We start from the raw sequence: 26267 nt of genomic DNA, 5'->3' as shown, positions 1-26267 counted from the left end.
CATGATTCTTGGTCACAACTATATTGGCGGCCAGCGCAGTGCCTGCGGCACCGTCAAACTCCAGAGCGTCGACGCCAGCACCGGCGAGGCATTACCTCACGACTTCTATCAGGCCACGCCGGAAGAAGTCGATGCCGCCGCCAAGGCTGCCGCTGCCGCGTACCCCGCTTATCGCAGCCTGAGCGCCGAGCGCCGCGCGCAATTCCTCGATGCCATTGCCGATGAGCTGGACGCGTTGGGCGATGAGTTTGTCGCCTTGGTCTGCCGCGAAACCGCGTTGCCCGCCGCTCGCATTCAAGGCGAGCGCGGTCGCACCAGCGGTCAGATGCGCCTGTTCGCCAAGGTGCTGCGGCGTGGTGATTTCTATGGCGCACGCATCGATCTGGCCCTGCCGGAGCGCAAGCCGTTGCCGCGTCCCGACCTGCGTCAGTACCGCATCGGCCTCGGCCCGGTCGCGGTGTTTGGCGCCAGCAACTTCCCGTTGGCGTTTTCCACCGCCGGCGGCGACACCGCTTCCGCCTTGGCCGCTGGTTGCCCGGTGGTGTTCAAGGCGCACAGCGGTCACATGGCCACGGCCGAGCAAGTGGCAGATGCAATTTTGCGCGCTGCGGAAAAAACCGGCATGCCGGTCGGTGTGTTCAACATGATCTACGGCGGCGGGGTCGGCGAAGCGCTGGTCAAGCACCCGGCGATTCAGGCAGTCGGTTTCACCGGCTCGCTCAAGGGTGGACGAGCGTTGTGCGACATGGCCGCGGCGCGTGCGCAACCGATCCCGGTGTTTGCGGAGATGTCGAGCATCAACCCGGTGATCATCCTGCCCCAGTCCCTGGCCGTTCGCGCTGAAAGCGTGGCCCGCGACCTGACTGCTTCGGTGGTGCAAGGCTGTGGCCAGTTCTGCACCAACCCTGGCCTGGTGATCGGCATTCGCTCGGCGCAGTTCAGTGCGTTTGTGCAGCAGGTGGCGGGGTTGATCAACGATCAGCCCGCGCAAACCATGCTCAATGCCGGGACGTTGAGCAGTTATGGCCAAGGCCTGCAAAAACTCCTCGCGCATCCGGGCGTGACGCACCTGGCGGGTAATCCGCAGCAAGGTAATCAGGCGCAACCGCAGTTGTTCAAGGCCGATGTCAGTCTGTTGCTCGACGGCGATGAAGTGCTGCAGGAAGAGGTCTTTGGCCCGACCACGGTGTTTGTCGAAGTGGCGGATCAGGCGCAACTCAGCGCTGCGTTGAATGGCCTGCACGGACAACTCACGGCGACGATCATTGGCGAACCGGCAGACTTCGAGCAGTTCGGCGAATTGACGGCGTTGCTGGAGCAGAAGGTCGGGCGAATTCTGCTCAACGGCTATCCGACCGGTGTGGAAGTTTGCGATTCGATGGTCCATGGCGGGCCGTACCCGGCGACGTCCGATGCGCGTGGCACCTCGGTGGGCACGCTGGCGATTGACCGCTTCCTCCGGCCGGTGTGCTTCCAGAACTACCCCGACAGCCTGCTGCCGGACGCGTTGAAGAACGGCAACCCGTTGCGTATTCAGCGGCTGGTGGATGGACAGCCGTCGCGTGATGCGCTCTAACGGCTGAACGCGATCCCCTGTAGGAGCAAGCTTGCTCGCGATAGCAGTGTGACAGGCGCATTGATACTGAATGTGCCACCGTCATTGCGAGCAAGCTTGCTCCTACAGGGGCTGTGTGGTGTGGGAGTTTTGTGGTCGGCTCTGAGCTGCTTCCACATTGCGCTATCATTGCGTCTTTCCCCTTCAAAGATTGACTGCCATGACTGCCCCAACCGACACCTTGCTCAACGCCCTCGAACACTGCGGAATGGTGGAAATCGACGGGTTGCATGCCTTTGAATTTGCTCTCGATGAGGAAGACAACCTGCATATCGAATGCATGGATGGCAGAAACGCACTGCATTGGGAATTCACCCCCGCTCAGATTCAAGCGGCAACTTTCGATCCGACTTTGCAAAGCTGGCTGATCAAGGACAACGGTGGCGAACACCGCCTGGTCTGCCTCGGCGACGTCGTCAGCGGCGACAACGAAGACGACGAACAAGAGGATGCGTAACCTCTGGCCGTTGTTGATCGCCGGCAGCATCGGTGCAATGGGTGTTCAGGCCGCATCCGCCGACGACTTTCAACTGCTCGTGGGTTCCTACACCGCAGGGCAAAGCCAGGGTATTTATCGCCTGAATTTCGACAGCGCCACCGGGCAGCTCGACGCCAAGCCGTTGCAAGTAATCAACAGCGAAAACCCGTCCTGGTTGACCCTGTCCAACGACCAGCGTCACCTGTTCGTGGTAAACGAAAACGGCCCGGGACAGAAAGACCCGGTTGGGCGCGTCAGCAGTTATGCGATCGACGCCAAATCCCATGCGCTGCGCCTGGTCAATCAGGTCCAGAGCCTAGGCACCGAACCCACCCATTCAAGCCTCAGTGGTGATGCCAGTCACCTGTTCGTCAGCAATTATTCAGTGAGTGAAGACCCTGGCGGCACGCTGGCGGTGTTGCCGGTGGGCGCCGATGGCGCGCTCAAAACCGTGGTGCAAATGAGCAGTCATCCGTCCAGCCGGGTCAACCCCGAGCGGCAGATGTCGGCGCATGTGCATTCGACGGTGTCCTCGCCGGATGGCAAGTTTGTGTTCTCCAATGATTTGGGCGCGGACAAGATCTTTGTCTATCGCTTCGATCCGAAGGCCAACCCGGACTTGCCGTTGATCGCGGCCACACCCGCATCGGTCCAGTTGCCGCCCGGCAGCGGACCACGGCATTTGCTGTTCAGCGCCGATGGCAAACACGCGTGGCTGACCATGGAAATGAGTGCGCAGGTCGCGGTGTTCGATTACCGGGACGGCACGCTTGAGCAAACGCAAATGGTCGATCTGGCGGCCGGGCAACCGACGTCGGACAAAGCCGCCGCAGCGTTGCATGCATCAAAGGATGGCAAATTCCTCTACGTCAGCAACCGTGGCACTGCCAATCAGTTGCTGGTGTTTGCCATTGATCCTGCGACCGGTCACCTCAAAGAGCTGCAACGCCGTTCGGTGGAAGGGGATCACCCACGCGAGTTCAGCCTCGATCCGAGTGGCCGGTTCGTGTTGATCGCCAATCAGAAGAGCAACCAGATTGTCGTCGTCGAACGCGATGCCAAGAGCGGTCTGCTGGGCAAAACCGTGCAGAAACTGCCGATGGATGCCCCGAGCGATCTGAAGTTCCTGGTGCGTCAATAGGCCGCAGGCCCCGGTTGATGGGGCCTGCATCCTTCTATTAATGACGCTGATATCTGCTACTGCTACAAAAGATTTCAAGGCGTCAGCCTCGGCAGTTAAGTTTGCTTCACGGCCCCACCGGGCAAGCAAGCCAACTGAATCCGAGGAATACCGCCATGAACTTCAATCTCTTCTCTGTTATCGCCGCATCCGCCATCTCTGCCACCGTTGCTCTGCCAGCCAGCGCCAACGTTGAAATCAGCGACAAAAAATCCCACTCCCAGAGCTACACCCAAAAATACCTGCAACAGAGCGCCAACTTCTACGCAGCCCTGGATCACAAAACCCAAGCCTGAAAAGTAAGCCCTGCACCCTTTATGCAGGAGCGAAGTCACTTGCGCGGATCAAGCTGAAAAGCTTCGAGAAAGCCTGAGTGATGTCGCTCCTGCATAACGCGTTTACGACAGCATCATATTGCTATTAATGCTGCGCTTGATATCACATGGCCATGAGTTTAAATTTGACGCTGATTTATTGACTCCTTCTACTATAAAAAGGATCGACAGCATGGCGATGCGTCTGGCCGTGGTACTTCTGTTCCTCTATTCAACCCCCATTTTATCTGCCGCAACGCCCGTTCCAGGCGAGCCTGACGCTGCCCGAGAGCGCTTGATGAGTTTTATCGAAGGCTGAAATAGACTGGCTTAATGATCAACGAAGCTGATGGTGACTATGGATAACCCTGAGTGGTTATCACAGCTTTTTTGATCGATTCTGTGGGCACTGAAACATGCCCACGGAGAACACCATGGCCAGCACAATCCTCACTTCTGCCAAACACGGCGCCTACCTGGCCATCGGTCTTTACGTGGCGCTGGTGTTGGTTGTCAGCATTACCGCGCAATCGCAACACGAAATCGACGCACCGATTCAGGTCGCTTATCCCGCCATTCAGTTCGAGCACCGCGCACAAAACGCCGTGATCGATCACGCAGACGTGGCGGGAGTGGCAGGGGCATGAAAGGGGGCAAACTCTGGGTCATCGCCTTCCTGGCGTTCATGACCAATGGCTCATCACTGTTGGGCATCGGACAAGCCTCGGCAGGTTCCGTGGCTCGCGCTATCGAAGCCAATCACAACCTCGCTCGCAGCATCGAAACCGAAAAGGCCATGGGCCTGCTGGCTGGTAATCCACCGATCAAACGCCAAGGCGATTTCTTCGGACCGTTCCAGGTCGATTGCTCGGTGCTGCAGATGTGTGAAGTGTTCGCCTGAATCCTCAATACACCACCGCCCCCTGTAGGAGCGAGGCTTGCCCGCGAAGCTTTTGGCGGTCTTGATGACCCCTTCGCGGGCAAGCCTCGCTCCTACAGGGGGGCGGTGGTTATTTCTTCATGATTGATGTGAACAGGTCCGACTCCAGGAATCGCTGCAGCCACGCCTGCAACCGCACGTAAGGCGTCTGCCCGAACCACTCGCGATCGACATGGGCGAACTGCCTTACGAACGGCATCAACGCCACATCCGCGAGGCTCGGATGCGCCGCCAGCAAGTAATCGCGGCCCTCCAGCAACGCCTCCAGCCTGCGCAAGAACACCTCACCCTCGCTACGATAAAACGCCATTGGCTGCTCGGGATAACGCTCGGCGTACTTGTAGCGATTCAGATGCACCTTGAACACCTGATCGTTCTCTTCGATCAGCGCGGCGATCTGCGTTTGCCCCGCCGGATCATCCTTGAGCAACCAATCCTGCGGATCGTTCTGCGCCAATGCCCAGTGCATGATCGCGAGGCTTTCATCGATGACCTGGCCGTCGACGCTCAGCACCGGCACCGTGCCTTTGCTCGACAGCGCCAGCATCTCGGCAGGCTTGGCCTTCAGGCTGACCTCGACGATGTTCACGGCAACGTCCGAGTAACGCAGGGCCATCCGCGCCCGCATGGCGTACGGGCAGCGGCGGAAGGAGTACAGCGTGGTCATTTCACCTCCAGGGTACTCAGGCCGTTGCCCTGACGATGGACCTGAATCTGCACCGGGATCCGTTCGTGCATTTCCTGGACGTGGGAAATTACCGCGACCTTGCGGCCCTGAGCCTGCAAGCCATCGAGGGCGTCCATCGCCAGTTGCAGGGATTCCGGATCGAGGCTGCCGAAGCCTTCGTCGATGAACAGCGATTCGATTTTCAGCGTACTCGACGCCATCGATGCCAGGCCCAATGCCAGGGCCAGCGACACCAGGAACGTCTCGCCACCCGACAGCGAATGCACCGAACGCAGCTCATCGCCCATCTCGGTGTCCATCACCAGCAAGCCCAGCATGCTGCCGCCGCGTTTGAGGCGATAGCGCCGCACCAGTTGCCGCAACTGCACGTTGGCGTGATGCACCAGCAGGTCGAGGTTGTAGGCCTGGGCGATCTTGCGGAAGGTGTCGCCGGTCGCGGAGCCGATCAAGGCATTCAAGCGCGCCCAGCGCTGATACTCGCTGTAAGCGTCGGCGATCTGTTGCGCCAGGGCCTGATTGGCGTTCTGCCGGCGCTGATCCTCGGTCTGTTCGGCGCGCAGTTCGGCGCAGCGGTGCTCGCTGGCGGCAAACTGGTTTTGCAGCTCGGTCAGGGCGGTGGCCAGTTGCGCGGTATCGAGATTACCGTTGTGCTGCGCCTGATGGCTGGCCAGACGCTTATCGCGTTCCTGCAACAACACCTTGGCTTGTTCGATAGCTTTTTCGTTGTGCTGCAACCGTTGGCGCAATTCGCTGACCTGCTGGTCGTCGACGCTCAGCAACTGCTCAAGGCCGCCGTCATCCAGTTCCGGATGCAAGGCGCGCCAGTCGGCAATCTTCGCGCTCAGCTCACGATCTTCGCTTTCAAGGGCGAGCAGGCGGTCTTGCTGCGCTTTCAGTTCCGCAGCCAGTTGCACCAGGCGCGTGCGCACCGATTGCAGTTCCTGACTGACGGTCGCTTGGGCATTGCGCGCCTGTTCGACGGCTTGATCCAGTTGCTGTTGCCAGTGTTCGGCGCTGCTGTGTGAACCGATCAGTTGCGTCAGTTGCTGCTGGCAAACCTGTTGCTGCTCGGTGAGCGTGGTGAACTGACGCTGAGCCGTTTCCAGCTGCTGGACGCGGGTCAGTTGACGATCCTGTTCCTTCTCCAGCGTCTGCTGGCGTTGTAGCTGTTCGCTCAGTTCATCGCGTTGCTGGTCGAGTTGCTCCAGGCGCTGGGCGATCTGCCGGTCGAGCTGCATGAAAGTCGCAGCCGGTTCGTTGCGCAAGGCGTCCAGTGTGTCGGCCGGGAGCAGGGTGCTGAACGCGATCAGCTCTTCGTCGAGGCGCTGACGGTCATTGCTCAACTCGCGTTGCTGGTTGGCCAGATGCTGGGTCGCCTGCTGACTCGCGGTTTCGGCGTTGCGCAGTTGCTGTTGCAGGCGTGTGGCGTCCTGCTGCAGGGTGAGCAGGGCGGTTTGGCGCTGTTCGTCCTGCGTGATGCTTTGGTTCAACTGGCTGTTTTGCTGGTTCAACCAGGCATCGCGTTTGGCGCTGTCCTGGGTGAAAAGCTGCGCGGATAACGGGTGCGCATCGAGGCTCGGGGCCAGGCTTTGCTGCTGAGCGATCAGTTGTTCCTGCTGTTGCAGCAATTCCTTCTGTTGCGCAATCACGCCGCCGACTTCGGTACGCAGGTCGGTGAGTTTTTCCTTGAGCGAATCCACCGCTTTTTGCGCGTTGGCCTGTTCGCTTTCATCATGGCGGCCGAGGCTTTGCAGCAGTGCTTCGGGCTGATGATAAGGATGGTCCGGGCTGCCGCAGACCGGGCAGGGCTGATCATCCTGCAGTTGCTCGCGAAGTTCTTCGACACTGGCGCTGCGTGCCAGACGCTGACGTTCCAGCAGTTCGCGGGTCACCGTCAGGGTCTGTTCGGCCACGGTCAATTCGTTTTTGGTTTTCACCCCGTCCTGGGTCAGGCGGTCGCGTTCCTGCTGGGCAACGGTTTGACGTTGCTGCAATTCGGCGATGCGCTTGTCCAGTTCCTGCTGGTTAGTCCACAGTCGCGTCAGCTCTTCAATGGCGCGCAGTTGCTTGCGGTTGTCCTGCAACAGAGTGCCCAGCAGCTGGATCTGTTCGGCCACCGCATCAGGCTCCGCGCCGGCCTCTTTGTAGAGCACTTCCAGATTCTGTTTTTGCGCCGCCAACTCTTCGGCGGCATGGGTGGCGTTCTGCTCCAGAGAGGTTTGTTCCGCCTGCCCCTTGTTCAATCGATTGCCGATCAGCATCAATTGTTGCAAGCGGTCGCGGTAGGCGTTCCAGGCATCGCTGAGCGGCGCCAGATGGGTGCTTTGCTCAAGCTCGGCGGCAATCCGTTGCAGGCGCTCGGCAACCCGGTTCTGTTGCTCAAGCAAACCTTGAATCGTCTGTTGGCCTTCGGAGCAGGCCTGTTCGGCTTGCTGCTTGAGGTCGGCGCTGAGGCCGGTGTCCTTGATCAGGCGGGCGAGGGTGCTTTGCGCCTCAAAGGCCTGGCGCAGCAGTGGCGCGCTTGAAGTGTGTTGGCTTTGTGCCTCGACCAGCGCGGTTTGCGCTGCGCTGAGACTGTGTTCGAGTTGCGTCTGACGGGTTTGCAGATCCTGTTCTTGCCCGGTGTGCTGCTGAATCTGCGCGGCCAGCGGCGTGAGCTGGGCGGTCAGTTCGGTCTTGCGGGCGAACTGGTGCCGTTGTGGTGCCAGTTGTTCCAGTCGGGTCAGTTTCAAGCGTTCGCCGGCCAGGTTTTCCCAATCCTGCCGGGCGCTGGTCAGTTGCTCGGTGGCGCTGAGCTGCTCGTCCTGCAATTGGCGCAGCTCTTTCAGCCAGGTGTGCTGCAACTCCAACTGTTTGAGTTGTGCCTGTTGAGTCTTCAGTTGCTGCTGTGCTTCGTTGAAGCGTTCATCCAGTTCTGCGCGGGCTTCGGTCGACAGCGGCGTCACGCCGGTGGCCTGATCCTGCAACAGCTTGTGCGCTTCACGGGCCTCTTTGGCCTTGTCGAAGGCGCGACGGCCGAGACGCGTGTAGAGCGCGGTGTCAGTGAGTTTTTCCAGCAGTTCGCTGCGTTCGTTGTCGTTGGCCTTGAGGAACGCACTGAATTCGCTTTGGGCCAGCAACACGGCACGGGTGAACTGCTCGAAGTTTAGGCCCAGGACAGCTTCGAGCTGGACCTTGAATTCAACCTTCTGACTGGCCAGCAGTTGATCCAGATCGATGTCGCGCAGGCTCTGACGGCTGTGTTGCAACTTGCCGCCGGCCTTTTCCCGGGCGCGATTGGCTTCCCAGCGCGCACGGTAGCGACGGCCATCGATGCCGACGAAATCCACTTCGGCATAGCCTTCGCCCGTACCGCGACGCAGCAACGTGCGCGGGTCACCGGTGCTGATTTCGCCATCGGCGTCCGGCGCTTTGGCCGACACTTGCGCGTTGCTCAGACGCGGCACGGCGCCGAATAGCGCCAGGCACAAGGCATCGAGCAAGGTGCTTTTGCCGGCACCAGTTGGCCCGGTAATCGCGAACAAACCGGCGCTGGCCAACGGTTCAGCGGTGAAGTCGATTTCAAATGGTCCGGCCAGGGAGGCGAGGTTTTTCAGGCGGATCGCGAGAATTTTCATGGCTGTTCGCTCTCCATCTGCACGTCTTGCAACAGCTCGGCGAAGTCCTTCAGCGTTTGCTCATCGACCTCGCTGCCGTAGTTGTCCTGCCAGGCGCGGCTGAACAATTCCTGGGGCGTGAGCTGGTCCAGTTCAACGAGGGTCGCACCGTCATCAAGGCCATCACGGCTCCCGTTGCCGGCGTATTCAGCCGCGATGCGCACCAGGCGCACGGCTTTGCCTTGCAGGGCAGTTTCGACCTGATGGCGCAAGTCCGGTTGCGGCTCGTCGAGGCGCACCCGCACTTCCAGCCACGGCTGACGCTGAATGTCGGCGAGCAAGTCGATGTTCGGCAGGTCGGCCAGTTGTAGCAGGATGTCGGCCAAAGGCGCCGGGCCGATACGTTGCAGGTTGACGGCGCGGGGAATCAGTTTCGGTTCGACGCTGACCAGGGTTTCGCCGTCGAGCTGGACGTCGAGAATCTGATGCTGATAACCGATTTCGGAGAACGACAATGGAATCGGCGAGCCGCTGTAGCGAATGCGCTCTTCACCGTTGACCTTCTGCGGTTTGTGCAAGTGGCCAAGGGCAACGTAGCTGATGCTCGGGCCGAAGAGGCTGGCGGGCAGCGCTTCGGCGTTGCCGATGATCAGGCTGCGCTCGGAATCTTCGGACACCGAACCGCCGGCCATGTGCGCATGACTGATGGCAATCAGCGCCTGACCTTTCTTGCGCTTGGCGTTGGCGGCTTCGATCAGCCATTCGTGAACCTGGCCGATCCCGCGCAGGTAGTTGTCGCCCAGGTGCGCGCCGGTCACTTCGGCAGGTCGCAAAAATGGCAACGCCAGGCACCAGGCGACGGTTTTGCCCTTGGCGTCCGGCAGTGGCAGCAGCAGGCGCTCGGCGTCGAGTTGGCCGTCATCCAGCCACAAGACACGACCCAGCGCATGCGTGCGCAAACGGCGCATCAACGGTGCAGGCAATTCGATGCGCGAACCGGAATCATGATTGCCGGCGATCATCACGATGGTCAGCTTCGGCTGTTGTTCGTGGGCGCTGACGATGAAATCGTAGAGGCGTTCCTGGGCTTTGACCGGTGGATTGACCGTGTCGAAGATATCGCCGGCGATCAACAGCACATCGGGCTGGTCCAGTTTCAGTTGATGCAGCAGCCACTCGAGGAAACAGCCGTGCTCGAAATCGCGTTCCTGGCCGTGCAGGTTCTGCCCAAGGTGCCAGTCGGAGGTGTGAAACAGACGCAAGGCGAGCTCCGTAGGAAATAAGGTGATGGCCGCGTGGGAATTGAAGGCGGCTAAAGGACAGGGAGTTTACTGGCAAACAAGATCGACGGCGCGGTGGATATCATCAAACTGCAGGTTGGCGGAAGGTGCAGCGGGAAAAGGTGTGCGACCCGCTGGGATGCATCCGACTGTGGCGGTTTTTAAGAATCTACCTGTAGTTTCTGAAAGTAGTTTCAAGTGGGGGGGCATGTTATATCCGATTAATGAACAGATCCCAGGTGTGCAGCGCTACGCCCGCGCTGGAAGTTATCGACCCCCGTGGCTTGCGCCATCGTGAAGTTTTGTACTGCCGCTCGCAAACCGGTCAGGTGCCTGACGCACGGATTACGCGCTACCGCTACGATTCAGGAAATCGGGAAATCGACTGCTGGGATCCCAGGCTATGGGGGAATACAAGGCAAGGAACGACCTCATCGTCCATTTACAGTCTGTCGGGCAATGCGTTGTTGACTGAGAGTGCTGATGCCGGCTGGCGTATCTCATCACTGAGTTCTGCCAGCGTTGAGCTTCAACGTTGGGACAGCCGCGGTTGCGAACGCCGTAATAGTTACGATGAGCAACTTCGCTTGGTGGCTGTGCAAGAAGGCGAGGCAGGCGAGGCGCTAAAGTTTGTCGAGCGATTTACTTACGGAGGCGCATCTGTCTCGGCGGCCGGTAATCAATCTGGCCGCCTCATGCGCCAAGATGATATGGCAGGAACGTTGGGGGGGCACCAGTACTCACTGGATGGCCTTCTATTGAGCCAAACGAGACAGTTCCTCAACACCCTCGATTCCCCCGACTGGCCATTGGACTGTGCGTTGCGTGACGGTTTGCTGGACAGTGAAACCTTTGTGACGACGTCCTTTTATAATGCGATTAGAGAATTACGAGCTCACGTTGATGCATTAGGCAATACCCGGATCTTCAAAATTTCAGTGTCCGGGGAGTTAAAAGAGGCTCGCTTGAGACTGTCCAATGTCGGACATTCGGCGCATCTGTTGGTCAGTGAGATTCACTACAACGCTTGGGGGCAGGTCGAAAGCGAACGTCTGGGGAACGGTACAAAAATCATCGCCGAGTATGAGGATGAAAACGGGCGGCTTCGTCGACTCGCCGTCCTGCACCCGTGTGCATACCTCTTGCAAGATCAGCATTACCTTTATGATCCAGTGGGCAATGTCCGGAGTATTGACGATAGAGCCCAGCCCGTTCGTTTTTACAAGAATCAACGTATTTACTCTGTTAGTTGCTACCGCTATGACAGTCTGTATCAACTCGTTGAAGCTTCTGGCCGGGAAATAGAACCGCCTGTTTATGGACCTCAATTGCCGACAGGACAACAGGCGCCCTTAGACCCTCAACGTCTGCGCAACTACGCTCAAACTTTCGAATACGACGCTGCCGGTAACCTTTTGTTTCGCCATCATAGCCGCGCCCCAACCATCAGAATGGCTGTGTCCGAATTCAGTAATCGAAGTTTGGGGGAGTACGAGGGCGGGTCGCTGCCGGACGAGCAGGATATCGTTAACGGCTTCGACGCCAATGGAAATCAACGTGAGTTGTGGCAGGGGCAACAGATGAGTTGGAATAGTCGTAACCATCTGAGTCGTGTGACGATGATTGCTCGGAAGGAGGGCGTTGATGACGATGAGCGATACAGCTATGACAGTTCAGGCCGCCGCGTGAGAAAAGAACATCGCAACCAGGCACATAGCCGAACAATAACCAGACAGACACTATATTTTCCAGGGTTGGAAATTCATCGATCCAATACAGGCGGCCCCCATAGTTTTGTTGACATTGATTTAGGGCGATTCCGGGTTCGGGTGAAACATTGGGTTGGATTATCGACATCGGGAACAAGTAGTGCCCCATTGCTTTATTGCCTGAAAGACAGTCTTGGCTCAGGTGTTCTGGAACTTGACGAGAATGCCGGACTGGTGAGTCAAGAAAGTTACTACCCATTTGGCGTGACGGCATGGCGTGCCAGTAGGACGGATCTGGATGCTCAATACAAAACGGTTCGTTTTTCAGATAAGGAGCGTGATGCGACGGGGCTTTACTATTATGGTTTCAGGTATTACGCACCTTGGTTATGTCGCTGGATAAGTCCTGATCCCGCCGGCCCTGTCTATGGGCAGAACCTTTATCGAATGACTGAAAACCGACCCACTACGCTCGTTGACAGGCAGGGGTTGAAGCCTGTCTTGCCGAGTGCTGAAAACCGCTCTTCTTGGCAGGGTGACGTGAGCGAGCGTCTTGACGGACTCAGTGAGCCTCGTCAAAGAGCCCAGCTTTTTATCAAGGAAAATTTTATAACAGATGAAATTCAACAAGGTTCCAATGAGGTCAGTTCGACCTACATCAATGAAGTAGACGGCAATCGATATGAGAGTTGGTTCGTGAACGAGTTTCACGAGGGTATCTGGATTTTCAAACAAAACTACAAGACTAAACCGCCAGGAGAAGGCGCATCCAAATCTGTTGTGTCTGACCGGTTTTATGCCAGCGATGTTGCCCGGTACCAATACGAATTAGTCGCCAGTAAACGTGGTTTTTTTGGGCGGCTTCCTTCGATCATTAAAAGAGAGAACGTCTTGAACTACGAGGCACTTATTCGCACAGGTAGTTCCGAAAGTGACGCGGCGGGCATGATGAATGCATTTTTTACTCAAACACCCAATGGCAAAAGTACACTGCGTATCCTGGAAGACTTCGATCTTGAGCCCGTCAGCGTGGAAAGAGTCAAAGGAAACAGCGGCCAAGTTGATTTTTTGATTCATGTGCGGCCCAGAACACATATTTCGGCGCAACAACAGGAGAATAAAGAGAATCATGAAACGCTTGCTCAAGAGCGCCGTGAGGCAAATCCATACTCACGTTTCTTCGGAGTTGAGCCTTTAAAAGGCTCCATTCGCAGGGGATCAATCGATATGGCGCGGATGGAACACAGAGGTAGTGACGGGCGCCTCTGAGCAGATGCACACGCCGTGCTTCCAAGGCGGCAGACGCAAGGCGAGCTTCGTAGGAAAGAGGTGATAGCCGCAAGTGAAATGCAGGCGGCGAAAGGGGAGAGAGTTTACTGGCAAACGCATTGGCCTGATCCGCCCAAACTGCCAGGCAACCCCGTAACTTGTAGGAGCTGGCTTGCCAGCGATGGCGGCCTCAAGCCCGACGCAAGGCTCAAGGCTCGATCGCCGGCAAGCCGGCTCCTACAGGATTGGGGTTACTTCGGATAGAGCGGTGGCAGGCCGCTGTCGCCGATCGGGTCTTGAACCCGCTCGGCAATCGGGATCGCCTTGATCGCGCGCCACAGTTCTTCACCTTGCCAATGCTGGCCGGTTTCGCTGTACAGCGCCCCATTCAATCCATCCAGCGCGTCCGACAACGGCACAAATCGCGCCGCCATGTCGGCCAGGGTTTCCGGTTGTTGCCGGGCCCAGGCGTCGAGGGCCTGGCGGGTGGCGTGGGAGTCGTTGGCCTGGCAGGCGCGCTTGAGGTCGTCGAGCACGGTGCGCGGGCTCGGACCGGCCTGCGCCACTCGCGAAATCGCCGGTTGCCAGCGCGCACGCCACCAGAGGCCGAAGCCCAGTAGGGTGGTGCAGGCGAGAATCACGGTGCTGAGTTTCCACCACCAGAGCGCTTCATTGTCGGCAGGGGAAATGACCTGCGTCGCGCCGGCCGGGGTATCGACCATCAAGCCCGGATTGTTCGCCACTTGCAGCGTCCGCGCCGGCAGGCTGCTGTGCTCCAGATGATCTTCGAAGGTGTTCCACCAGACCACATCCACAGCCGGCAACTCGACGTTTCCCCGCTGCACAGGCACCAGTGCCTCACGGTCCTCACGGCTGCCGATCAGGCCACGCTCGCTATTCTGGTTGACCAGCACTGGCTGATCCGGATAACGCCGCAAGCCGTTGACGTCGGTGGCCGGCAATGGCGGCAGTTGTGAACTGGCCAAACCTTCGGCTTTCAAAATCAGGCTGCGAGTCAGCGAATCACCCACTTGCGTGTGATCCGGTTCCGGATTCCAGCTCTCGCTCAGGGTCAGGCTGCGGGCCGGCAGCCAAGGCACGTCAGCCGGGTAAGTGGCAGGTTTCGGCTTGACGGTCAGCGGCAGTTCGACCGAGCTGACACGCATCAATTTTCCGGATTTCGGCACCTGGGACTCGACGTCCTTGGCCGGCTGCGCGTCCACCAGCGTGGCGCTGAAGATCTGCGCCGGAATGGTCAACTGGCCACTGTGTTGCGGGTAGATCGCGTAGCGCAATTCGATCACGCCATGGCGCAGGCCATTGATGTCTTTTTCGTAAGTGCGCGACTCGCCCAACTGCTCGATGCGCGCATCGGGAATCTGCAACGGAGTCAGGCTGCTGTCGTCATACAGCGACACGGAATGGTAGATGCGTAAGGTCAGGATCGCCTGGGCCTGCACATAGACGCTGTTTTGATCGAGGCTGGCGTCGATGAATACCGGGGCCAGTTTTTGCTTGCTGTCCTGGGTTTCGCTCTCGACCACTTGCAAGGTGATCGGCTGGCTCTGCACATCGCCCAGTTGCAGCGACGGAATCACTACGCTGCCGTTCTGACGAGGCAGCAAGGTGATGATCCAGCGGGTGGTGGCGCCGTTGCCGCCGTTAAGGGTCGTCAACTGGTTGACCTGGCGGGTGCCGCGCACTTCAAACAGCGGCTCCAGCGCCGTAAGGTCGGGCTTGCCGAACTGGGTGACATCGTTGGACTCCAGGGTCAGCTCGACCGTTTCGCCGGAGTTCAGGCGACTGCGGTCGACACTGGCGACCAGCTGCGCAGCCTGGGCCTGTACGGTCCAGAGAATCGTTGCAAGCAAGAAAGCGGTGAAGCGGGTCATCGGGTTTTTTCCTGATCCTGATGTTGTTGCTGTTCGTACCAGAATTTGCGTCTGAGCAGTTCGCCCGGGTCGTCCGGGATCTTGCGCAGCCATTGCTCCAGCGCCTGGCGCTGTTCGCCATCGATGGTATCGCTGGCAGGACGCAACGGCGGGGTAGTGCTTTGTTCGTCGCCCAACTCGCTGCCGGGCACCTCATTGGTGCCGGGGCGCGCCGATGCCGTATCCGACTGCTCTGAATCGGGTGCCGACGTCTGGGCATCGGACTTCGGTTCGCCACTGTTCGACTGTTGGGTGGCTGCACCCGGCGGTGGCTCCTGCGGGGTCCCGGCCTCGTCGCCTTCGGTTTTGTCCGGTTCAACGGGCGCCGGTGTGTTTTTCTGCTTGATCAAGCTTTCCACCAAGGCCTTGTTGGTCTGCGCCGGACGCAGATCCGGTTGCCGCTCCAGTGCCTGTTCGTAGGCATCCAGCGCAGCTTCCAACTCACCACCTTTGGCCAGGGCGTTGCCACGATTGTAGTGGGCGTGGGCGTCATTGCCTTCGGCGAACCGCTGGGCGGCGCCACTGTAGTCGCCGGCCTCGTAGAGCGCCACGCCTTGCCATTGCCGATCCTGGAAATGTTGCGCGGCCTCGGCCGGACGCTTCTTTTTCAACAGATGCAGGCCTTGCTGGTCAGGACGCAACCACAAGTCTTCGAAGTCGAAGGCGTAGCTCGGCTGCGGCAACAGGAACAGCAGCGGCAGGCAGAGCAGCCAGCCGCGCCGGCCAGCGCAGGCCGCCAGCAACAACAGCGGCAACAACAGCCAATAACCCTGATCGGCCCAGCTATCGAGACGCAGGGTCTGGCCGTCATTGCGCAAGTTGCGCGGGCCATCGAGCAAGCCGAGGGCGCGCAGGTCGGCATCGTCCAGGCGCGCGTGGCGATAACGTCCGTCGAGGCTGTTGACGAACGCTTTCAGGTTCGGCTCGTCGAGGTGCGGCACCAGAATTGCGCCCTGATCATCCTTGAGGAAACTGCCGTCCTCCTGAGTGATCGGCGCGCCTTCGGCGGTGCCGATGCCAAGCATCAAAAACCGGGTCGACTTGCCGTCCAGCGCCTGTTGAATGCCTTCGCGTTCCAGTTCGGTCAGGGACGAGCCGATCAGCAGAATCCGGCCGTCACCCAGTGCGCCCTGACTCAGCAGCGTAAGGGCCTTGGTCACCGCGAGATCAGCGCGATGACCGGTCTGGGGCATCAACGACGGCTTTAGCGCCTCCAGCAGATTGCGGCTGGTAGACAGGTCATCCGACAGCGGCACCAGCGTGTGTGCGCTGCCGGCGTAGACGACGATGGCGGTCTGGGCGTCGCTGCGGTTTTGCAGCAGGTCGAACAGCTTGCGCCGGGCTTGTTCCAGTCGGTTTGGCGTCACGTCGGTGGCGAGCATCTCCGGGGTCAGCTCAAGGATCACCACCAGCGGGTCGGCCGGTTTCTGACTGGCTTGCTCGACGCGCTCCCAACTCGGCCCTAACAGCGCCAGAATCGTCAGCAGCCACGCCACACCGAGGGCGACCCACGGCAATTTGCTGTCGCGACCGTTGCCGCCACTGAGCAACGCAGAATGAAAGGCCGGCGGCAGAATCATCTGCCAGCGCCCGGCGCGCTTCTGTCGATGCCAGAGTTGCCAGAGCAACCAGCCGAGCAGCGGCAACAGCAGCAGCCACCAGGGGCGGAACCAGTAAGGCCACAGCGCACTCATCGGCGCCTCCGCAGGCGCAGGCGCTTGAGTCGCTGGCGCCAGTCAGGCAATTGCGTTTGCAAGAACAGATCCTTGGTAAACAGGCGCTGCAACGGGTTATCCGGCCAGCGTTCGCGCGCCACCAGCAACAGACTCAACAGCAGCGCCATTGCCAACGGCCAGTGATACAACGCCTGCGCCGGGCGGGCCTGGGTCGGTTGCTGGGTCACGGGTTCCAGTTGATCGAGGGTTTCCTTGATCGTTTGCAACTCCTTGCCGTCGCGAGCGCGGAAATACTGACCGCCCGTGGCGGCGGCGATGGCCTTCAGCGCAGGCTCGTCGAGGTCCAGGCTCGGGTTGATGCCGAGGAATCCTGCGGTGCCGCTTTGCTCGGGATCGGCGCCGATGCCGATCGGGTAGATTTTCACGCCTTCCTTGGCCGCCAGCCGCGCGGCGGTCAGCGGGTCGATTTCGCCGCCGTTGTTAGCACCATCAGTGACCAGAATCAGCACACGGCTTTGCGCCGGACGCAGGCGCAGGCGTTTGAGCGCGAGACCGATGGCGTCGCCGATGGCGGTGTTTTTGCCGGCGATGCCGATGCGCGCTTCGTCGAGCCAGACCCGCACGGTGCGCCGGTCAAAGGTCAACGGGGCTTGCAGGTAAGCTCTGCTGCCGAACAGGATCAGGCCGACACGGTCGCCTTCGCGTCGCTCGAGAAAATCACCGAGCAAATGTTGCACCAGCGTAAGGCGGCTGACTTCATCGTCCTGCCACTGCATGTCGGGGAAATCCATGGAGCCGGAAACATCCACCGCCACCAGCAGATCACGGCCACTGGCGGCAATCGGCAACGGTTCGCCGAGCCATTGCGGGCGCGCTGCAGCGATCAGCAAAAACAGCCACAGCAGGATGAACGGCGCTTGTTGCCGCCAGGCTGGCAGGTTGGCCCGGGCACGGCGTCTTGCCAGGCCTTCGAGGTCACTGAGGAAACTGACTTTTAGCGCCGGTTCGCCGCTGTCGGCCACCGGCAGCACGATGCGCATCAACCACGGCAGCGGCAGCAGCGCGAAGATCCACGGCCAGGCGAACTCAAACATGTTTGCGAATCCACGTGTCGACGGCTTGGGTCAGGCCGGCGATGGCCTTGTCGTCGAGTTTGCATTCGGGTTTGTAGGCGCCTTCGACCAGTACCATCCAGCGCGTCAGCCCGGCGGCCGGGCAACGGTTGTCGAGAAACGCCAGCCATTTGCGCCCGTTGAGGGTGTGGCTCTGGCTGTAGGGGTAATGGTTGCGGCACAGGCGTTTGAGCAAACCGTTGAGTTGCTGCAGCCAGGCACCGGCCGGCGCGCCGTCGTAAGGTTTGGGCATCAGCGCCAGTTCGGCCAGTGCGGCGATGCGCACCGGGTCCAGCGGTTGTTCGGCGCGCACGATGGGGCGCTTGTTCGGCAGGAAACGCCGCGCCTTCCACAGGCCGTAGCCGATCAGCGGCAGCAACAACAGCAAAAACCACCAGCCCGGCGCCGGTGGCCAGAAGCCAATCGGAGGCGGGGAAATCAGCGGTTGCAGTTGATCGAGGCTGCTCATCGATGTTTCCCCGGTTTTTGCGGGTTCAGATACTCGCGCAGTTGTTCGACCATTTCGCTCTGGGTGCTCAGAGGCATTAACAACACCCGCAGTTTTTGCGCGAGCAATTCCCAATGGGCGATGCGCGCTTCGGCCTGGGCGCGGTAGGTCTGGCGCAGGTCGAAATTCAGGGTGTCGAGTTCCAGTTGTGCGCCGCGTTCGGCAAAGCGCAAAAGACCGGCAGCGGGCAGGGCGTGGTCCAGTGGGTCGGACAGTGGCAGCAGCAACAGGTCGCAATGTCGCGACAGCAGGCTCAGTTGCTGCTCGGAGCCCTCAGTCAACGCGCGCTCGTCGCAGATCACGATCACCAGGCTGCCGGGGCGTAGCACCTCCCGGGCACGACGCAGGGCCAGGTTGAGGGAATCGCGGTTCTGCTCGCTTTCGGTGTGCAACGACTGATTGACACGCACCAGCCGGTTGAGAAATTGCAGCAGGCTTTGTTTGCTGCGCCGGGGCTTGATTTCGTAGTGTTCGTTATCGCCGAACACCAGCCCGCCAACCCGATCGTTATGGCCGAGCGCGGCCCAGCCGATCAGGCTGGCAGCCTGGGCGGCGAGCACCGATTTGAACATCAGCCCGGAACCGAAAAACAGCCGTCGGCTCTGTTCGACCATGATGAAAATCGGCCGCTCGCGTTCTTCATGGAACAGCTTGGTGTGCGGCTCCTGCGTTCGGGCGGTGACGCGCCAGTCAATGCTGCGCACGTCGTCGCCGGCCTGATAGACCCGCACCTGATCGAAGTCGACGCCACGGCCACGCAGCTTGGAGTGGTGCAGGCCGATCAGCGGGCTGCGCTGGCTCGGCGTGGAAAACAGCTGCACTTCACGCACACGATGGCGCATTTCGATCAGCTCGGCGAGGCTGACGCGGATGCCCGGCTCGGGCGGCAGAATGGCGTTCATCGGGGTCAAGCGACGGCTACGACGTCGAGAATCCGCTGGACCACCCGGTCCTGGTCGATGCCAGCGGCTTCGGCTTCAAAGGACAGAATGATGCGGTGACGCAAGACGTCGAACAGCACCGCTTGAATGTCTTCCGGGCTGACGAAGTCGCGACCGGCCAGCCAGGCGTGGGCGCGGGCACAGCGGTCGAGGGCAATCGAACCGCGCGGGCTGGCGCCGTAGGCGATCCACTCGGCCATCTCCGGGTCGAACTTCGCCGGCGTGCGCGTGGCCATGACCAGTTGCACCAGGTATTCCTCCACGGCGTCGGCCATGTACAGACCGAGGATTTCCTTGCGGGCGGCGAAAATGGCCTGCTGGCTGACCCGGCGCTCCGGTTTGGTTTCGCCGTTCAGGGCTTCGCCACGGGCCTGTTGCAGGATACGGCGTTCGACGGTGGCGTCCGGGAAGCCGATTTTCACGTGCATCAGGAAGCGGTCCAGCTGCGCTTCGGGCAGTGGGTAAGTGCCTTCCTGCTCGATCGGGTTTTGCGTGGCCATCACCAGGAACAGCGGCGACAGCTCGTAGGTGCTGCGCCCGACACTGACCTGACGCTCGCCCATAGCTTCAAGCAAAGCCGACTGGACCTTGGCCGGGGCACGGTTGATTTCGTCCGCCAGCACGAGGTTGTGGAAGATCGGGCCTTGCTGGAACACGAAACTGCCGGTTTCCGGGCGATAGATTTCCGTGCCGGTGATGTCGGCAGGCAACAGGTCAGGGGTGAACTGGATGCGATGGAACTGGGCTTCGATGCCTTCGGCGAGTTCTTTGATGGCCTTGGTCTTGGCCAGGCCGGGAGCGCCCTCGACCAGCATGTGGCCGTCGGCAAGCAGGGCGATGAGCAAGCGCTCGATGAGTTTTTCCTGGCCGAGAATCTGCGTTGAAAGAAAGGTTCGCAGCGCGAGCAGCGCTTCACGATGTTCCATCGATGACTGTTCCTGGAAAGGGTGACCGAAGACGTTCGAATAACGCCAGGGCTGGGGGCATTACTTTAATCTATCGCGGGGGGCGGCGACTAACGGCATTTTGTGCAAATGTGCGCAGGAGGTGGGTTATCGATGTTGTTTCGGAGAATGTGGCGATTTTGCGGACGCCTTCGCGGGCAAGCCTCGCTCCTACAGGATCAGGGCAGCCGCGATATTGCGCTCGGCCTAAACCTGTAGGAGCGAGGCTTGCCCGCGAAGAGGCCCGTCCAGGCAACATCAAATCTCGCTGATGTAAGTCCCGGTCCCCTTGAGAATGTTCTGCAATGTTTCTTCCACTTCCGCCAAATCACCCGCATCCGTGCTATGCGTAATCTCCAGCGAATCATCGCCATTCAACGCATCCGCATCCGCCGCCGCGATTTCGATCAGCAAACGGGTAGGGCTCAGCGTCACTTTCACGCCGTCCAGCGTCGAAGGCTCACCATCAAGGGTGATCTCCAGCTCGTCCTCGTCCGGGTAGCGGCTCATCAGGAACATTTCACCCTGATCGCTGTGGCAGGCGAGCATGGCCATGTCGTCTTCTTCCTCGTCACACGGGTTGACGATCAACAGGGCGGTGGTCATTTTCATGGGGAATTCCTGGCTCGGCGAGCGTTGTGAACACAACAAAAGGCAATTCTGCCAGCCCTCGGGAATTTCTGCTCGGCTGACTGTCAGAGAATGTGACGTGAACATTCGGGGCGCTGTTGGTCATTTCTGGCACGGAGGTGCTGTAAATCCGGGCATAAAACGCCCAATTTCCTACACGACTGCTAGTGTTGTCCGATGCACAAGGCGCGAGCTGCGTGCCGATGACCGAATATGTCGCAGCGCTGCAAGCACGGGCCTTGCCGCACTGGTTAAGCTGCGCAACGGATGAGCACCTGTAAAGACATTGCGCTGAAGGTTCGCCAGTCGTTTTTGCAGATGCCCATTCATGGAAGGTGAATGTGACCTGAGTGTCTCGTCCAGCTTCACCCACCTGTCACCCTGTTTCCTCTGCCCGAGAATCAGGAACCGGGTGACGGATCGCCCCGAAAGGGGTTTTGCACGCGACGCTTCCATCAATAACAAGCCCAAGCGGAGTACCACAGATGGCGTTCTTCACCGCAGCCAGCAAAGCCGACTTCCAGCACCAACTGCAAGCGGCACTGGCGCAGCACATCAGTGAACAGGCACTGCCACAAGTGGCGCTGTTCGCTGAACAATTTTTCGGCATCATTTCCCTTGACGAGCTGACCCAGCGTCGGCTGTCCGACCTCGCCGGCTGCACCCTTTCTGCGTGGCGCCTGCTTGAGCGCTTCGATCACGCGCAACCGCAGGTTCGCGTCTTCAACCCTGATTACGAACGCCACGGCTGGCAGTCGACCCACACCGCGGTCGAAGTGCTGCACCACGACCTGCCTTTCCTGGTGGACTCGGTGCGCACCGAGCTGAACCGTCGCGGCTACAGCATTCATACCCTGCAAACCACTGTGCTGAGCGTGCGTCGCGGCAGCAAAGGCGAGTTGCTGGAAATCCTGCCTAAAGGCACTCAGGGCGAAGGGATCCTGCAAGAATCCCTGATGTACCTGGAAATCGACCGTTGCTCGAACACCGCAGAACTGAATGTTCTGAGCAAAGAGCTGGAACAGGTTCTCGGTGAAGTCCGCGTCGCGGTCGCCGATTTCGAACCGATGAAAGCCAAGGTCCAGGAAATCCTGACCGGCCTCGACAACAGCAAATTTGCGGTCGACGGCGAAGAAAAAGCTGAAATCAAAAGCTTCCTGGAATGGCTGGTGGGCAACCACTTCACCTTCCTCGGCTACGAAGAATTCGTGGTTCAGGATGAAGCCGATGGCGGCCACATCGTTTACGACCAGAATTCCTTCCTCGGCCTGACCAAACTGCTGCGCACCGGCCTGACCTACGATGACCTGCGCATCGAAGACTACGCCGTGAACTACCTGCGCGAACCGACCCTGTTGTCGTTCGCCAAGGCTGCGCACCCAAGCCGCGTACACCGTCCGGCTTACCCGGACTACGTGTCGATTCGCGAGATCGACGCCGACGGCAAGGTCATCAAGGAATGCCGTTTCATGGGCCTGTACACCTCGTCGGTGTATGGCGAGAGCGTGCGGGTCATTCCGTACATCCGCCGCAAGGTCGAAGAGATCGAACGCCGCTCCGGCTTCCAGGCCAAGGCTCACCTGGGCAAGGAACTGGCGCAGGTGGTCGAAGTGCTGCCGCGTGATGACCTGTTCCAGACCCCGGTCGACGAGCTGTTCAGCACTGTGATGTCGATCGTGCAGATCCAGGAGCGCAACAAGATTCGCGTGTTCCTGCGCAAAGACCCGTACGGCCGTTTCTGCTACTGCCTGGCCTACGTGCCGCGTGACATCTACTCCACCGAAGTGCGCCAGAAGATCCAGCAAGTGCTGATGGATCGCCTGAAAGCCTCGGACTGCGAGTTCTGGACCTTCTTCTCCGAGTCCGTACTGGCACGCGTGCAACTGATTCTGCGCGTCGATCCGAAGAACCGTCTGGACATCGACCCGCTGCAACTGGAAAACGAAGTGATCCAGGCCTGCCGCAGCTGGCAGGACGACTACGCCAGCCTGGTGGTAGAAAGCTTCGGCGAAGCCCACGGCACCAACGTGCTGGCGGACTTCCCGAAAGGCTTCCCGGCCGGTTACCGCGAGCGTTTCGCTGCGCATTCGGCTGTGGTCGACATGCAGCACCTGCTGAGCCTGAACGAAAAAAATCCATTGGTGATGAGCTTCTATCAGCCACTGGGTCAGGTCTCCGGTCAGCGCGAGCTGCACTGCAAGCTGTATCACGCCGATACCCCGCTGGCCCTGTCCGACGTGTTGCCGATTCTGGAAAACCTCGGCCTGCGCGTGCTGGGTGAGTTCCCGTATCGCCTGCGTCACAACAATGGCCGCGAGTTCTGGATTCACGACTTCGCGTTCACCGCCGCCGAAGGCCTGGAACTCGACATCCAGCAACTCAACGACACCTTGCAGGACGCCTTCGTCCACATCGTGCGTGGCGATGCCGAGAACGATGCGTTCAACCGTCTGGTGCTGACCGCCGGCCTGCCATGGCGCGATGTTGCGCTGCTGCGTGCCTATGCACGCTACATGAAGCAGATTCGCCTGGGCTTCGACCTCGGCTACATCGCCAGCACCCTGAACAACCACACCGACATCGCTCGCGAGTTGACCCGGTTGTTCAAGACCCGTTTCTACCTGGCGCGCAAGCTGGCCACCGATGATCTGGAAGACAAGCAGCAACGTCTGGAACACGCGATTCTGGCAGCACTGGACGACGTCCAGGTGTTGAACGAAGACCGTATCCTGCGTCGCTACCTTGACCTGATCAAAGCGACCCTGCGGACCAACTTCTACCAGACCGATGCCCACGGTCAGAACAAGTCCTACTTCAGCTTCAAGTTCAACCCGCACCAGATTCCAGAGCTGCCGAAGCCGGTACCGAAGTTCGAAATCTTCGTCTACTCGCCTCGCGTCGAAGGCGTGCACCTGCGCTTCGGCAACGTGGCTCGTGGTGGTCTGCGCTGGTCTGACCGTGAAGAAGACTTCCGTACCGAAGTCCTGGGCCTGGTAAAAGCCCAGCAAGTGAAGAACTCGGTCATCGTGCCAGTCGGCGCGAAGGGCGGCTTCCTGCCGCGTCGCCTGCCACTGGGCGGCAGCCGTGACGAGATCGCGGCCGAGGGCATTGCTTGCTACCGCATCTTCATTTCGGGCCTGTTGGACATCACCGACAACCTGAAAGACGGCGCACTGGTACCGCCGGCCAACGTCGTGCGTCATGACGACGATGACCCGTACCTGGTGGTCGCTGCGGACAAGGGCACAGCAACCTTCTCCGACATCGCCAACGGCATCGCCATCGACTACGGTTTCTGGCTGGGTGACGCGTTCGCGTCCGGCGGTTCTGCCGGTTATGACCACAAGAAAATGGGCATCACCGCCAAAGGCGCGTGGGTTGGCGTACAACGTCACTTCCGCGAACGCGGCATCAATGTCCAGGAAGACAGCATCACGGTAGTGGGCGTCGGCGACATGGCCGGTGACGTGTTCGGTAACGGCTTGCTGATGTCCGACAAGCTGCAACTGGTCGCTGCATTCAACCACCTGCACATCTTCATCGATCCGAACCCGACACCTGCGAACAGCTTCGCCGAGCGTCAGCGCCTGTTCGATCTGCCGCGTTCGGCATGGTCGGATTACGACACCAGCATCATGTCGGAAGGCGGCGGGATCTTCTCGCGCAGCGCGAAAAGCATCGCGATTTCCCCGCAGATGAAAGAGCGCTTCGACATTCAGGCCGACAAGCTGACCCCGACCGAACTGCTGAATGCCTTGCTCAAGGCACCGGTAGACCTGTTGTGGAACGGCGGTATCGGTACTTACGTCAAAGCCAGCAGCGAAAGCCACGCCGATGTCGGCGACAAGGCCAACGATGCGCTGCGCGTGAACGGCAACGAACTGCGCTGCAAAGTTGTGGGCGAGGGCGGTAACCTCGGTATGACCCAATTGGGTCGTGTCGAATTCGGCCTCAATGGCGGCGGTTCCAACACCGACTTCATCGACAACGCCGGTGGCGTGGATTGCTCCGACCACGAAGTGAACATCAAGATCCTGCTGAACGAAGTGGTTCACGCCGGTGACATGACCGACAAGCAACGTAACCAGTTGCTGGCGAGCATGACCGACGAAGTCGGCAGCCTGGTGCTGGGCAACAACTACAAGCAGACTCAAGCGCTGTCCCTGGCGGCACGCCGTGCCTTCGTGCGGATTGCCGAATACAAGCGCCTGATGAACGATCTGGAAGGCCGTGGCAAGCTGGATCGCGCCATCGAGTTCCTGCCGTCGGAAGACGCGATCAACGAACGCCTCGCGGAAGGCCACGGCCTGACCCGTGCCGAGCTGTCGGTGCTGATCTCCTACAGCAAGATCGACCTCAAGGCGCAGTTGCTCGACTCCCGTGTACCGGACGACGACTACCTGACCCGCGACATGGAAACCGCTTTCCCGCCAACACTGGTGAGCAAGTTCTCCGAGGCCATGCGTCGTCACCGTCTGAAGCGCGAGATCGTCAGCACCCAGATCGCCAACGATCTGGTGAACCACATGGGCATCACCTTCGTTCAGCGACTCAAAGAGTCGACCGGCATGAGCCCGGCGAACGTGGCCGGTGCGTACGTGATCGTGCGTGACATCTTCCATCTCCCGCACTGGTTCCGTCAGATCGAAGCCCTGGATTACCAGGTTTCCGCTGACGTACAACTGGAGCTGATGGACGAGCTGATGCGTCTGGGCCGTCGCGCTACGCGCTGGTTCCTGCGTGCCCGCCGCAACGAGCAGAACGCTGCCCGTGACGTTGCGCACTTCGGTCCGCACCTGAAGGAGTTGGGTCTCAAGCTCGACGAACTGCTGAGCGGCGAGATCCACGAAAACTGGCAGTCCCGTTATCAGGCGTACGTCGAAGCCGGTGTGCCGGAGTTGCTGGCGCGCATGGTGGCTGGTACTTCGCACCTGTACACGCTGCTGCCGATCATCGAGGCCTCCGACGTGACCGGCCAGAACCCTGCGGACGTGGCGAAAGCTTACTTCGCCGTGGGCAGTGCGCTGGATGTCACCTGGTACCTGCAACAGATCAGCGCTCTGCCGGTTGAAAACAACTGGCAGGCCCTGGCCCGTGAAGCGTTCCGCGATGACGTCGACTGGCAGCAACGTGCGATCACCATCTCTGTCCTGCAACAGGGCGGCGGCACTCAGGATGTGGAAACACGCCTGGCGCTGTGGATGGAAGAGAACGAAAGCATGATCGAACGCTGGCGCGCCATGCTGGTGGAAATCCGTGCAGCGAGCGGTACTGACTACGCGATGTATGCGGTAGCCAACCGTGAGTTGCTGGACCTGGCGTTGAGCGGGCAAGCGGTGGTGCCTGCCGCTGCTGTCACCGCCAGTGCCGAGCTGGAACCGGCGGCCTGATCTGTCGCTGAATGAAAAAGCCCCGCATTGAGAGATGCGGGGTTTTTTTTGTTCGGAGGTTTTGTG

General features: G+C 59.9%; 19 protein-coding genes. 9 read left to right on the top strand and 10 right to left on the bottom strand.

Features of this window, described 5'->3' with window-relative positions; all coding sequences use genetic code 11:
• Position 1: 1 nt before the first annotated feature.
• From ACYZUC_RS05885 to ACYZUC_RS05855, 7 genes are all read left to right on the top strand, one after another.
• Positions 2-1576 (top strand): aldehyde dehydrogenase (NADP(+)), encoded by a 1575-nt coding sequence (locus ACYZUC_RS05885; protein WP_461994287.1) that lies wholly within the window; start codon positions 2-4, stop codon positions 1574-1576.
• Positions 1577-1775: 199 nt separating this feature from the next.
• Positions 1776-2072 carry a DUF5629 family protein gene (locus ACYZUC_RS05880; RefSeq protein ID WP_461994285.1) on the top strand — a complete coding sequence of 99 codons (297 nt, stop codon included), beginning with the start codon at positions 1776-1778 and terminating at the stop codon, positions 2070-2072.
• Positions 2065-3234 (top strand): lactonase family protein, encoded by a 1170-nt coding sequence (locus ACYZUC_RS05875; protein ID WP_461994283.1) that lies wholly within the window; start codon positions 2065-2067, stop codon positions 3232-3234. Before ACYZUC_RS05880 ends, ACYZUC_RS05875 begins: the two co-directional genes overlap by 8 nt.
• A 155-nt stretch (positions 3235-3389) precedes the next feature.
• Positions 3390-3569 carry a hypothetical protein gene (locus tag ACYZUC_RS05870; RefSeq protein ID WP_461994281.1) on the top strand — a complete coding sequence of 60 codons (180 nt, stop codon included), beginning with the start codon at positions 3390-3392 and terminating at the stop codon, positions 3567-3569.
• 211 nt (positions 3570-3780) lie between these two features.
• On the top strand, positions 3781-3906 hold the full coding sequence (locus ACYZUC_RS05865) for a hypothetical protein (protein ID WP_262167585.1): 126 nt from the start codon (positions 3781-3783) through the stop codon (positions 3904-3906).
• 115 nt (positions 3907-4021) lie between these two features.
• Positions 4022-4234, top strand: coding sequence for a hypothetical protein (locus tag ACYZUC_RS05860; RefSeq protein WP_461994278.1), 213 nt, complete (start codon positions 4022-4024; stop codon positions 4232-4234).
• The gene (locus tag ACYZUC_RS05855; protein ID WP_008030107.1) at positions 4231-4488 is read left to right on the top strand and encodes a hypothetical protein; all 258 of its coding nucleotides are present in this window, start codon (positions 4231-4233) and stop codon (positions 4486-4488) included. The genes ACYZUC_RS05860 and ACYZUC_RS05855 overlap by 4 nt, the downstream gene beginning before the upstream one ends.
• Positions 4489-4597: 109 nt before the next feature.
• Here the strand turns inward: ACYZUC_RS05855 and ACYZUC_RS05850 are convergent, their stop codons facing one another.
• The 3 genes from ACYZUC_RS05850 to ACYZUC_RS05840 are packed head-to-tail and all read right to left on the bottom strand — an operon-like array spanning position 4598 to position 10073.
• Entirely contained in the window at positions 4598-5194 is a 597-nt protein-coding gene (locus ACYZUC_RS05850; protein ID WP_461994276.1) for a glutathione S-transferase, read from the bottom strand.
• A complete protein-coding gene (locus ACYZUC_RS05845) occupies positions 5191-8832 on the bottom strand; it encodes an SbcC/MukB-like Walker B domain-containing protein (protein ID WP_461994274.1) in 3642 nt (1213 codons plus the stop codon). Before ACYZUC_RS05845 ends, ACYZUC_RS05850 begins: the two co-directional genes overlap by 4 nt.
• Positions 8829-10073: an exonuclease SbcCD subunit D C-terminal domain-containing protein gene (locus tag ACYZUC_RS05840; protein WP_461994272.1), complete on the bottom strand. Its 1245-nt coding sequence runs from the start codon at positions 10071-10073 to the stop codon at positions 8829-8831. The genes ACYZUC_RS05845 and ACYZUC_RS05840 overlap by 4 nt, the downstream gene beginning before the upstream one ends.
• Positions 10074-10315: 242 nt before the next feature.
• On the opposite strand from ACYZUC_RS05840, the gene ACYZUC_RS05835 reads away from it, so the two are divergent.
• Positions 10316-13069 carry an RHS repeat domain-containing protein gene (locus ACYZUC_RS05835; RefSeq protein ID WP_461994271.1) on the top strand — a complete coding sequence of 918 codons (2754 nt, stop codon included), beginning with the start codon at positions 10316-10318 and terminating at the stop codon, positions 13067-13069.
• Positions 13070-13320: 251 nt separating this feature from the next.
• Here ACYZUC_RS05835 and ACYZUC_RS05830 read toward each other — a convergent pair whose 3' ends face one another.
• The 7 genes from ACYZUC_RS05830 to ACYZUC_RS05800 form a co-directional block, all read right to left on the bottom strand.
• Positions 13321-14961 carry a BatD family protein gene (locus ACYZUC_RS05830; protein ID WP_461994269.1) on the bottom strand — a complete coding sequence of 547 codons (1641 nt, stop codon included), beginning with the start codon at positions 14959-14961 and terminating at the stop codon, positions 13321-13323.
• The gene (locus tag ACYZUC_RS05825) at positions 14958-16694 is read right to left on the bottom strand and encodes a vWA domain-containing protein (protein ID WP_461994267.1); all 1737 of its coding nucleotides are present in this window, start codon (positions 16692-16694) and stop codon (positions 14958-14960) included. Before ACYZUC_RS05825 ends, ACYZUC_RS05830 begins: the two co-directional genes overlap by 4 nt.
• Positions 16691-17770, bottom strand: a complete 1080-nt coding sequence (locus tag ACYZUC_RS05820) for a vWA domain-containing protein (RefSeq protein ID WP_008042895.1) — start codon at positions 17768-17770, stop codon at positions 16691-16693. Before ACYZUC_RS05820 ends, ACYZUC_RS05825 begins: the two co-directional genes overlap by 4 nt.
• Positions 17763-18257: a DUF4381 domain-containing protein gene (locus ACYZUC_RS05815; RefSeq protein WP_461994265.1), complete on the bottom strand. Its 495-nt coding sequence runs from the start codon at positions 18255-18257 to the stop codon at positions 17763-17765. Before ACYZUC_RS05815 ends, ACYZUC_RS05820 begins: the two co-directional genes overlap by 8 nt.
• Complete coding sequence (locus ACYZUC_RS05810; RefSeq protein ID WP_461994264.1) at positions 18254-19198, bottom strand: DUF58 domain-containing protein; 945 nt, start codon at positions 19196-19198, stop codon at positions 18254-18256. The genes ACYZUC_RS05815 and ACYZUC_RS05810 overlap by 4 nt, the downstream gene beginning before the upstream one ends.
• A gap of 5 nt (positions 19199-19203) precedes the next feature.
• On the bottom strand, positions 19204-20163 hold the full coding sequence (locus tag ACYZUC_RS05805; RefSeq protein ID WP_008030123.1) for an AAA family ATPase: 960 nt from the start codon (positions 20161-20163) through the stop codon (positions 19204-19206).
• Between the two features lie 276 nt (positions 20164-20439).
• Positions 20440-20793 carry a hypothetical protein gene (locus ACYZUC_RS05800; RefSeq protein WP_461994262.1) on the bottom strand — a complete coding sequence of 118 codons (354 nt, stop codon included), beginning with the start codon at positions 20791-20793 and terminating at the stop codon, positions 20440-20442.
• Positions 20794-21296: 503 nt separating this feature from the next.
• On the opposite strand from ACYZUC_RS05800, the gene ACYZUC_RS05795 reads away from it, so the two are divergent.
• A complete protein-coding gene (locus ACYZUC_RS05795; protein ID WP_461994260.1) occupies positions 21297-26201 on the top strand; it encodes an NAD-glutamate dehydrogenase in 4905 nt (1634 codons plus the stop codon).
• Positions 26202-26267 lie beyond the last annotated feature (66 nt).

It is taken from the genome of Pseudomonas sp. GT1P32 (genome assembly GCF_054897805.1).
This window is presented reverse-complemented; position numbering and strand designations above follow the sequence as displayed.

Coding starts and splice junctions, on each gene's coding strand:
- ACYZUC_RS05885 (WP_461994287.1), top strand. CDS start 2: ATGATTCTTGGTCACAACTATATTGGCGGCCAGCGCAGTGCCTGCGGC.
- ACYZUC_RS05880 (WP_461994285.1), top strand. CDS start 1,776: ATGACTGCCCCAACCGACACCTTGCTCAACGCCCTCGAACACTGCGGA.
- ACYZUC_RS05875 (WP_461994283.1), top strand. CDS start 2,065: ATGCGTAACCTCTGGCCGTTGTTGATCGCCGGCAGCATCGGTGCAATG.
- ACYZUC_RS05870 (WP_461994281.1), top strand. CDS start 3,390: ATGAACTTCAATCTCTTCTCTGTTATCGCCGCATCCGCCATCTCTGCC.
- ACYZUC_RS05865 (WP_262167585.1), top strand. CDS start 3,781: ATGGCGATGCGTCTGGCCGTGGTACTTCTGTTCCTCTATTCAACCCCC.
- ACYZUC_RS05860 (WP_461994278.1), top strand. CDS start 4,022: ATGGCCAGCACAATCCTCACTTCTGCCAAACACGGCGCCTACCTGGCC.
- ACYZUC_RS05855 (WP_008030107.1), top strand. CDS start 4,231: ATGAAAGGGGGCAAACTCTGGGTCATCGCCTTCCTGGCGTTCATGACC.
- ACYZUC_RS05850 (WP_461994276.1), bottom strand. CDS start 5,194: ATGACCACGCTGTACTCCTTCCGCCGCTGCCCGTACGCCATGCGGGCG.
- ACYZUC_RS05845 (WP_461994274.1), bottom strand. CDS start 8,832: ATGAAAATTCTCGCGATCCGCCTGAAAAACCTCGCCTCCCTGGCCGGA.
- ACYZUC_RS05835 (WP_461994271.1), top strand. CDS start 10,316: ATGAACAGATCCCAGGTGTGCAGCGCTACGCCCGCGCTGGAAGTTATC.
- ACYZUC_RS05830 (WP_461994269.1), bottom strand. CDS start 14,961: ATGACCCGCTTCACCGCTTTCTTGCTTGCAACGATTCTCTGGACCGTA.
- ACYZUC_RS05825 (WP_461994267.1), bottom strand. CDS start 16,694: ATGAGTGCGCTGTGGCCTTACTGGTTCCGCCCCTGGTGGCTGCTGCTG.
- ACYZUC_RS05820 (WP_008042895.1), bottom strand. CDS start 17,770: ATGTTTGAGTTCGCCTGGCCGTGGATCTTCGCGCTGCTGCCGCTGCCG.
- ACYZUC_RS05815 (WP_461994265.1), bottom strand. CDS start 18,257: ATGAGCAGCCTCGATCAACTGCAACCGCTGATTTCCCCGCCTCCGATT.
- ACYZUC_RS05810 (WP_461994264.1), bottom strand. CDS start 19,198: ATGAACGCCATTCTGCCGCCCGAGCCGGGCATCCGCGTCAGCCTCGCC.
- ACYZUC_RS05805 (WP_008030123.1), bottom strand. CDS start 20,163: ATGGAACATCGTGAAGCGCTGCTCGCGCTGCGAACCTTTCTTTCAACG.
- ACYZUC_RS05800 (WP_461994262.1), bottom strand. CDS start 20,793: ATGAAAATGACCACCGCCCTGTTGATCGTCAACCCGTGTGACGAGGAA.
- ACYZUC_RS05795 (WP_461994260.1), top strand. CDS start 21,297: ATGGCGTTCTTCACCGCAGCCAGCAAAGCCGACTTCCAGCACCAACTG.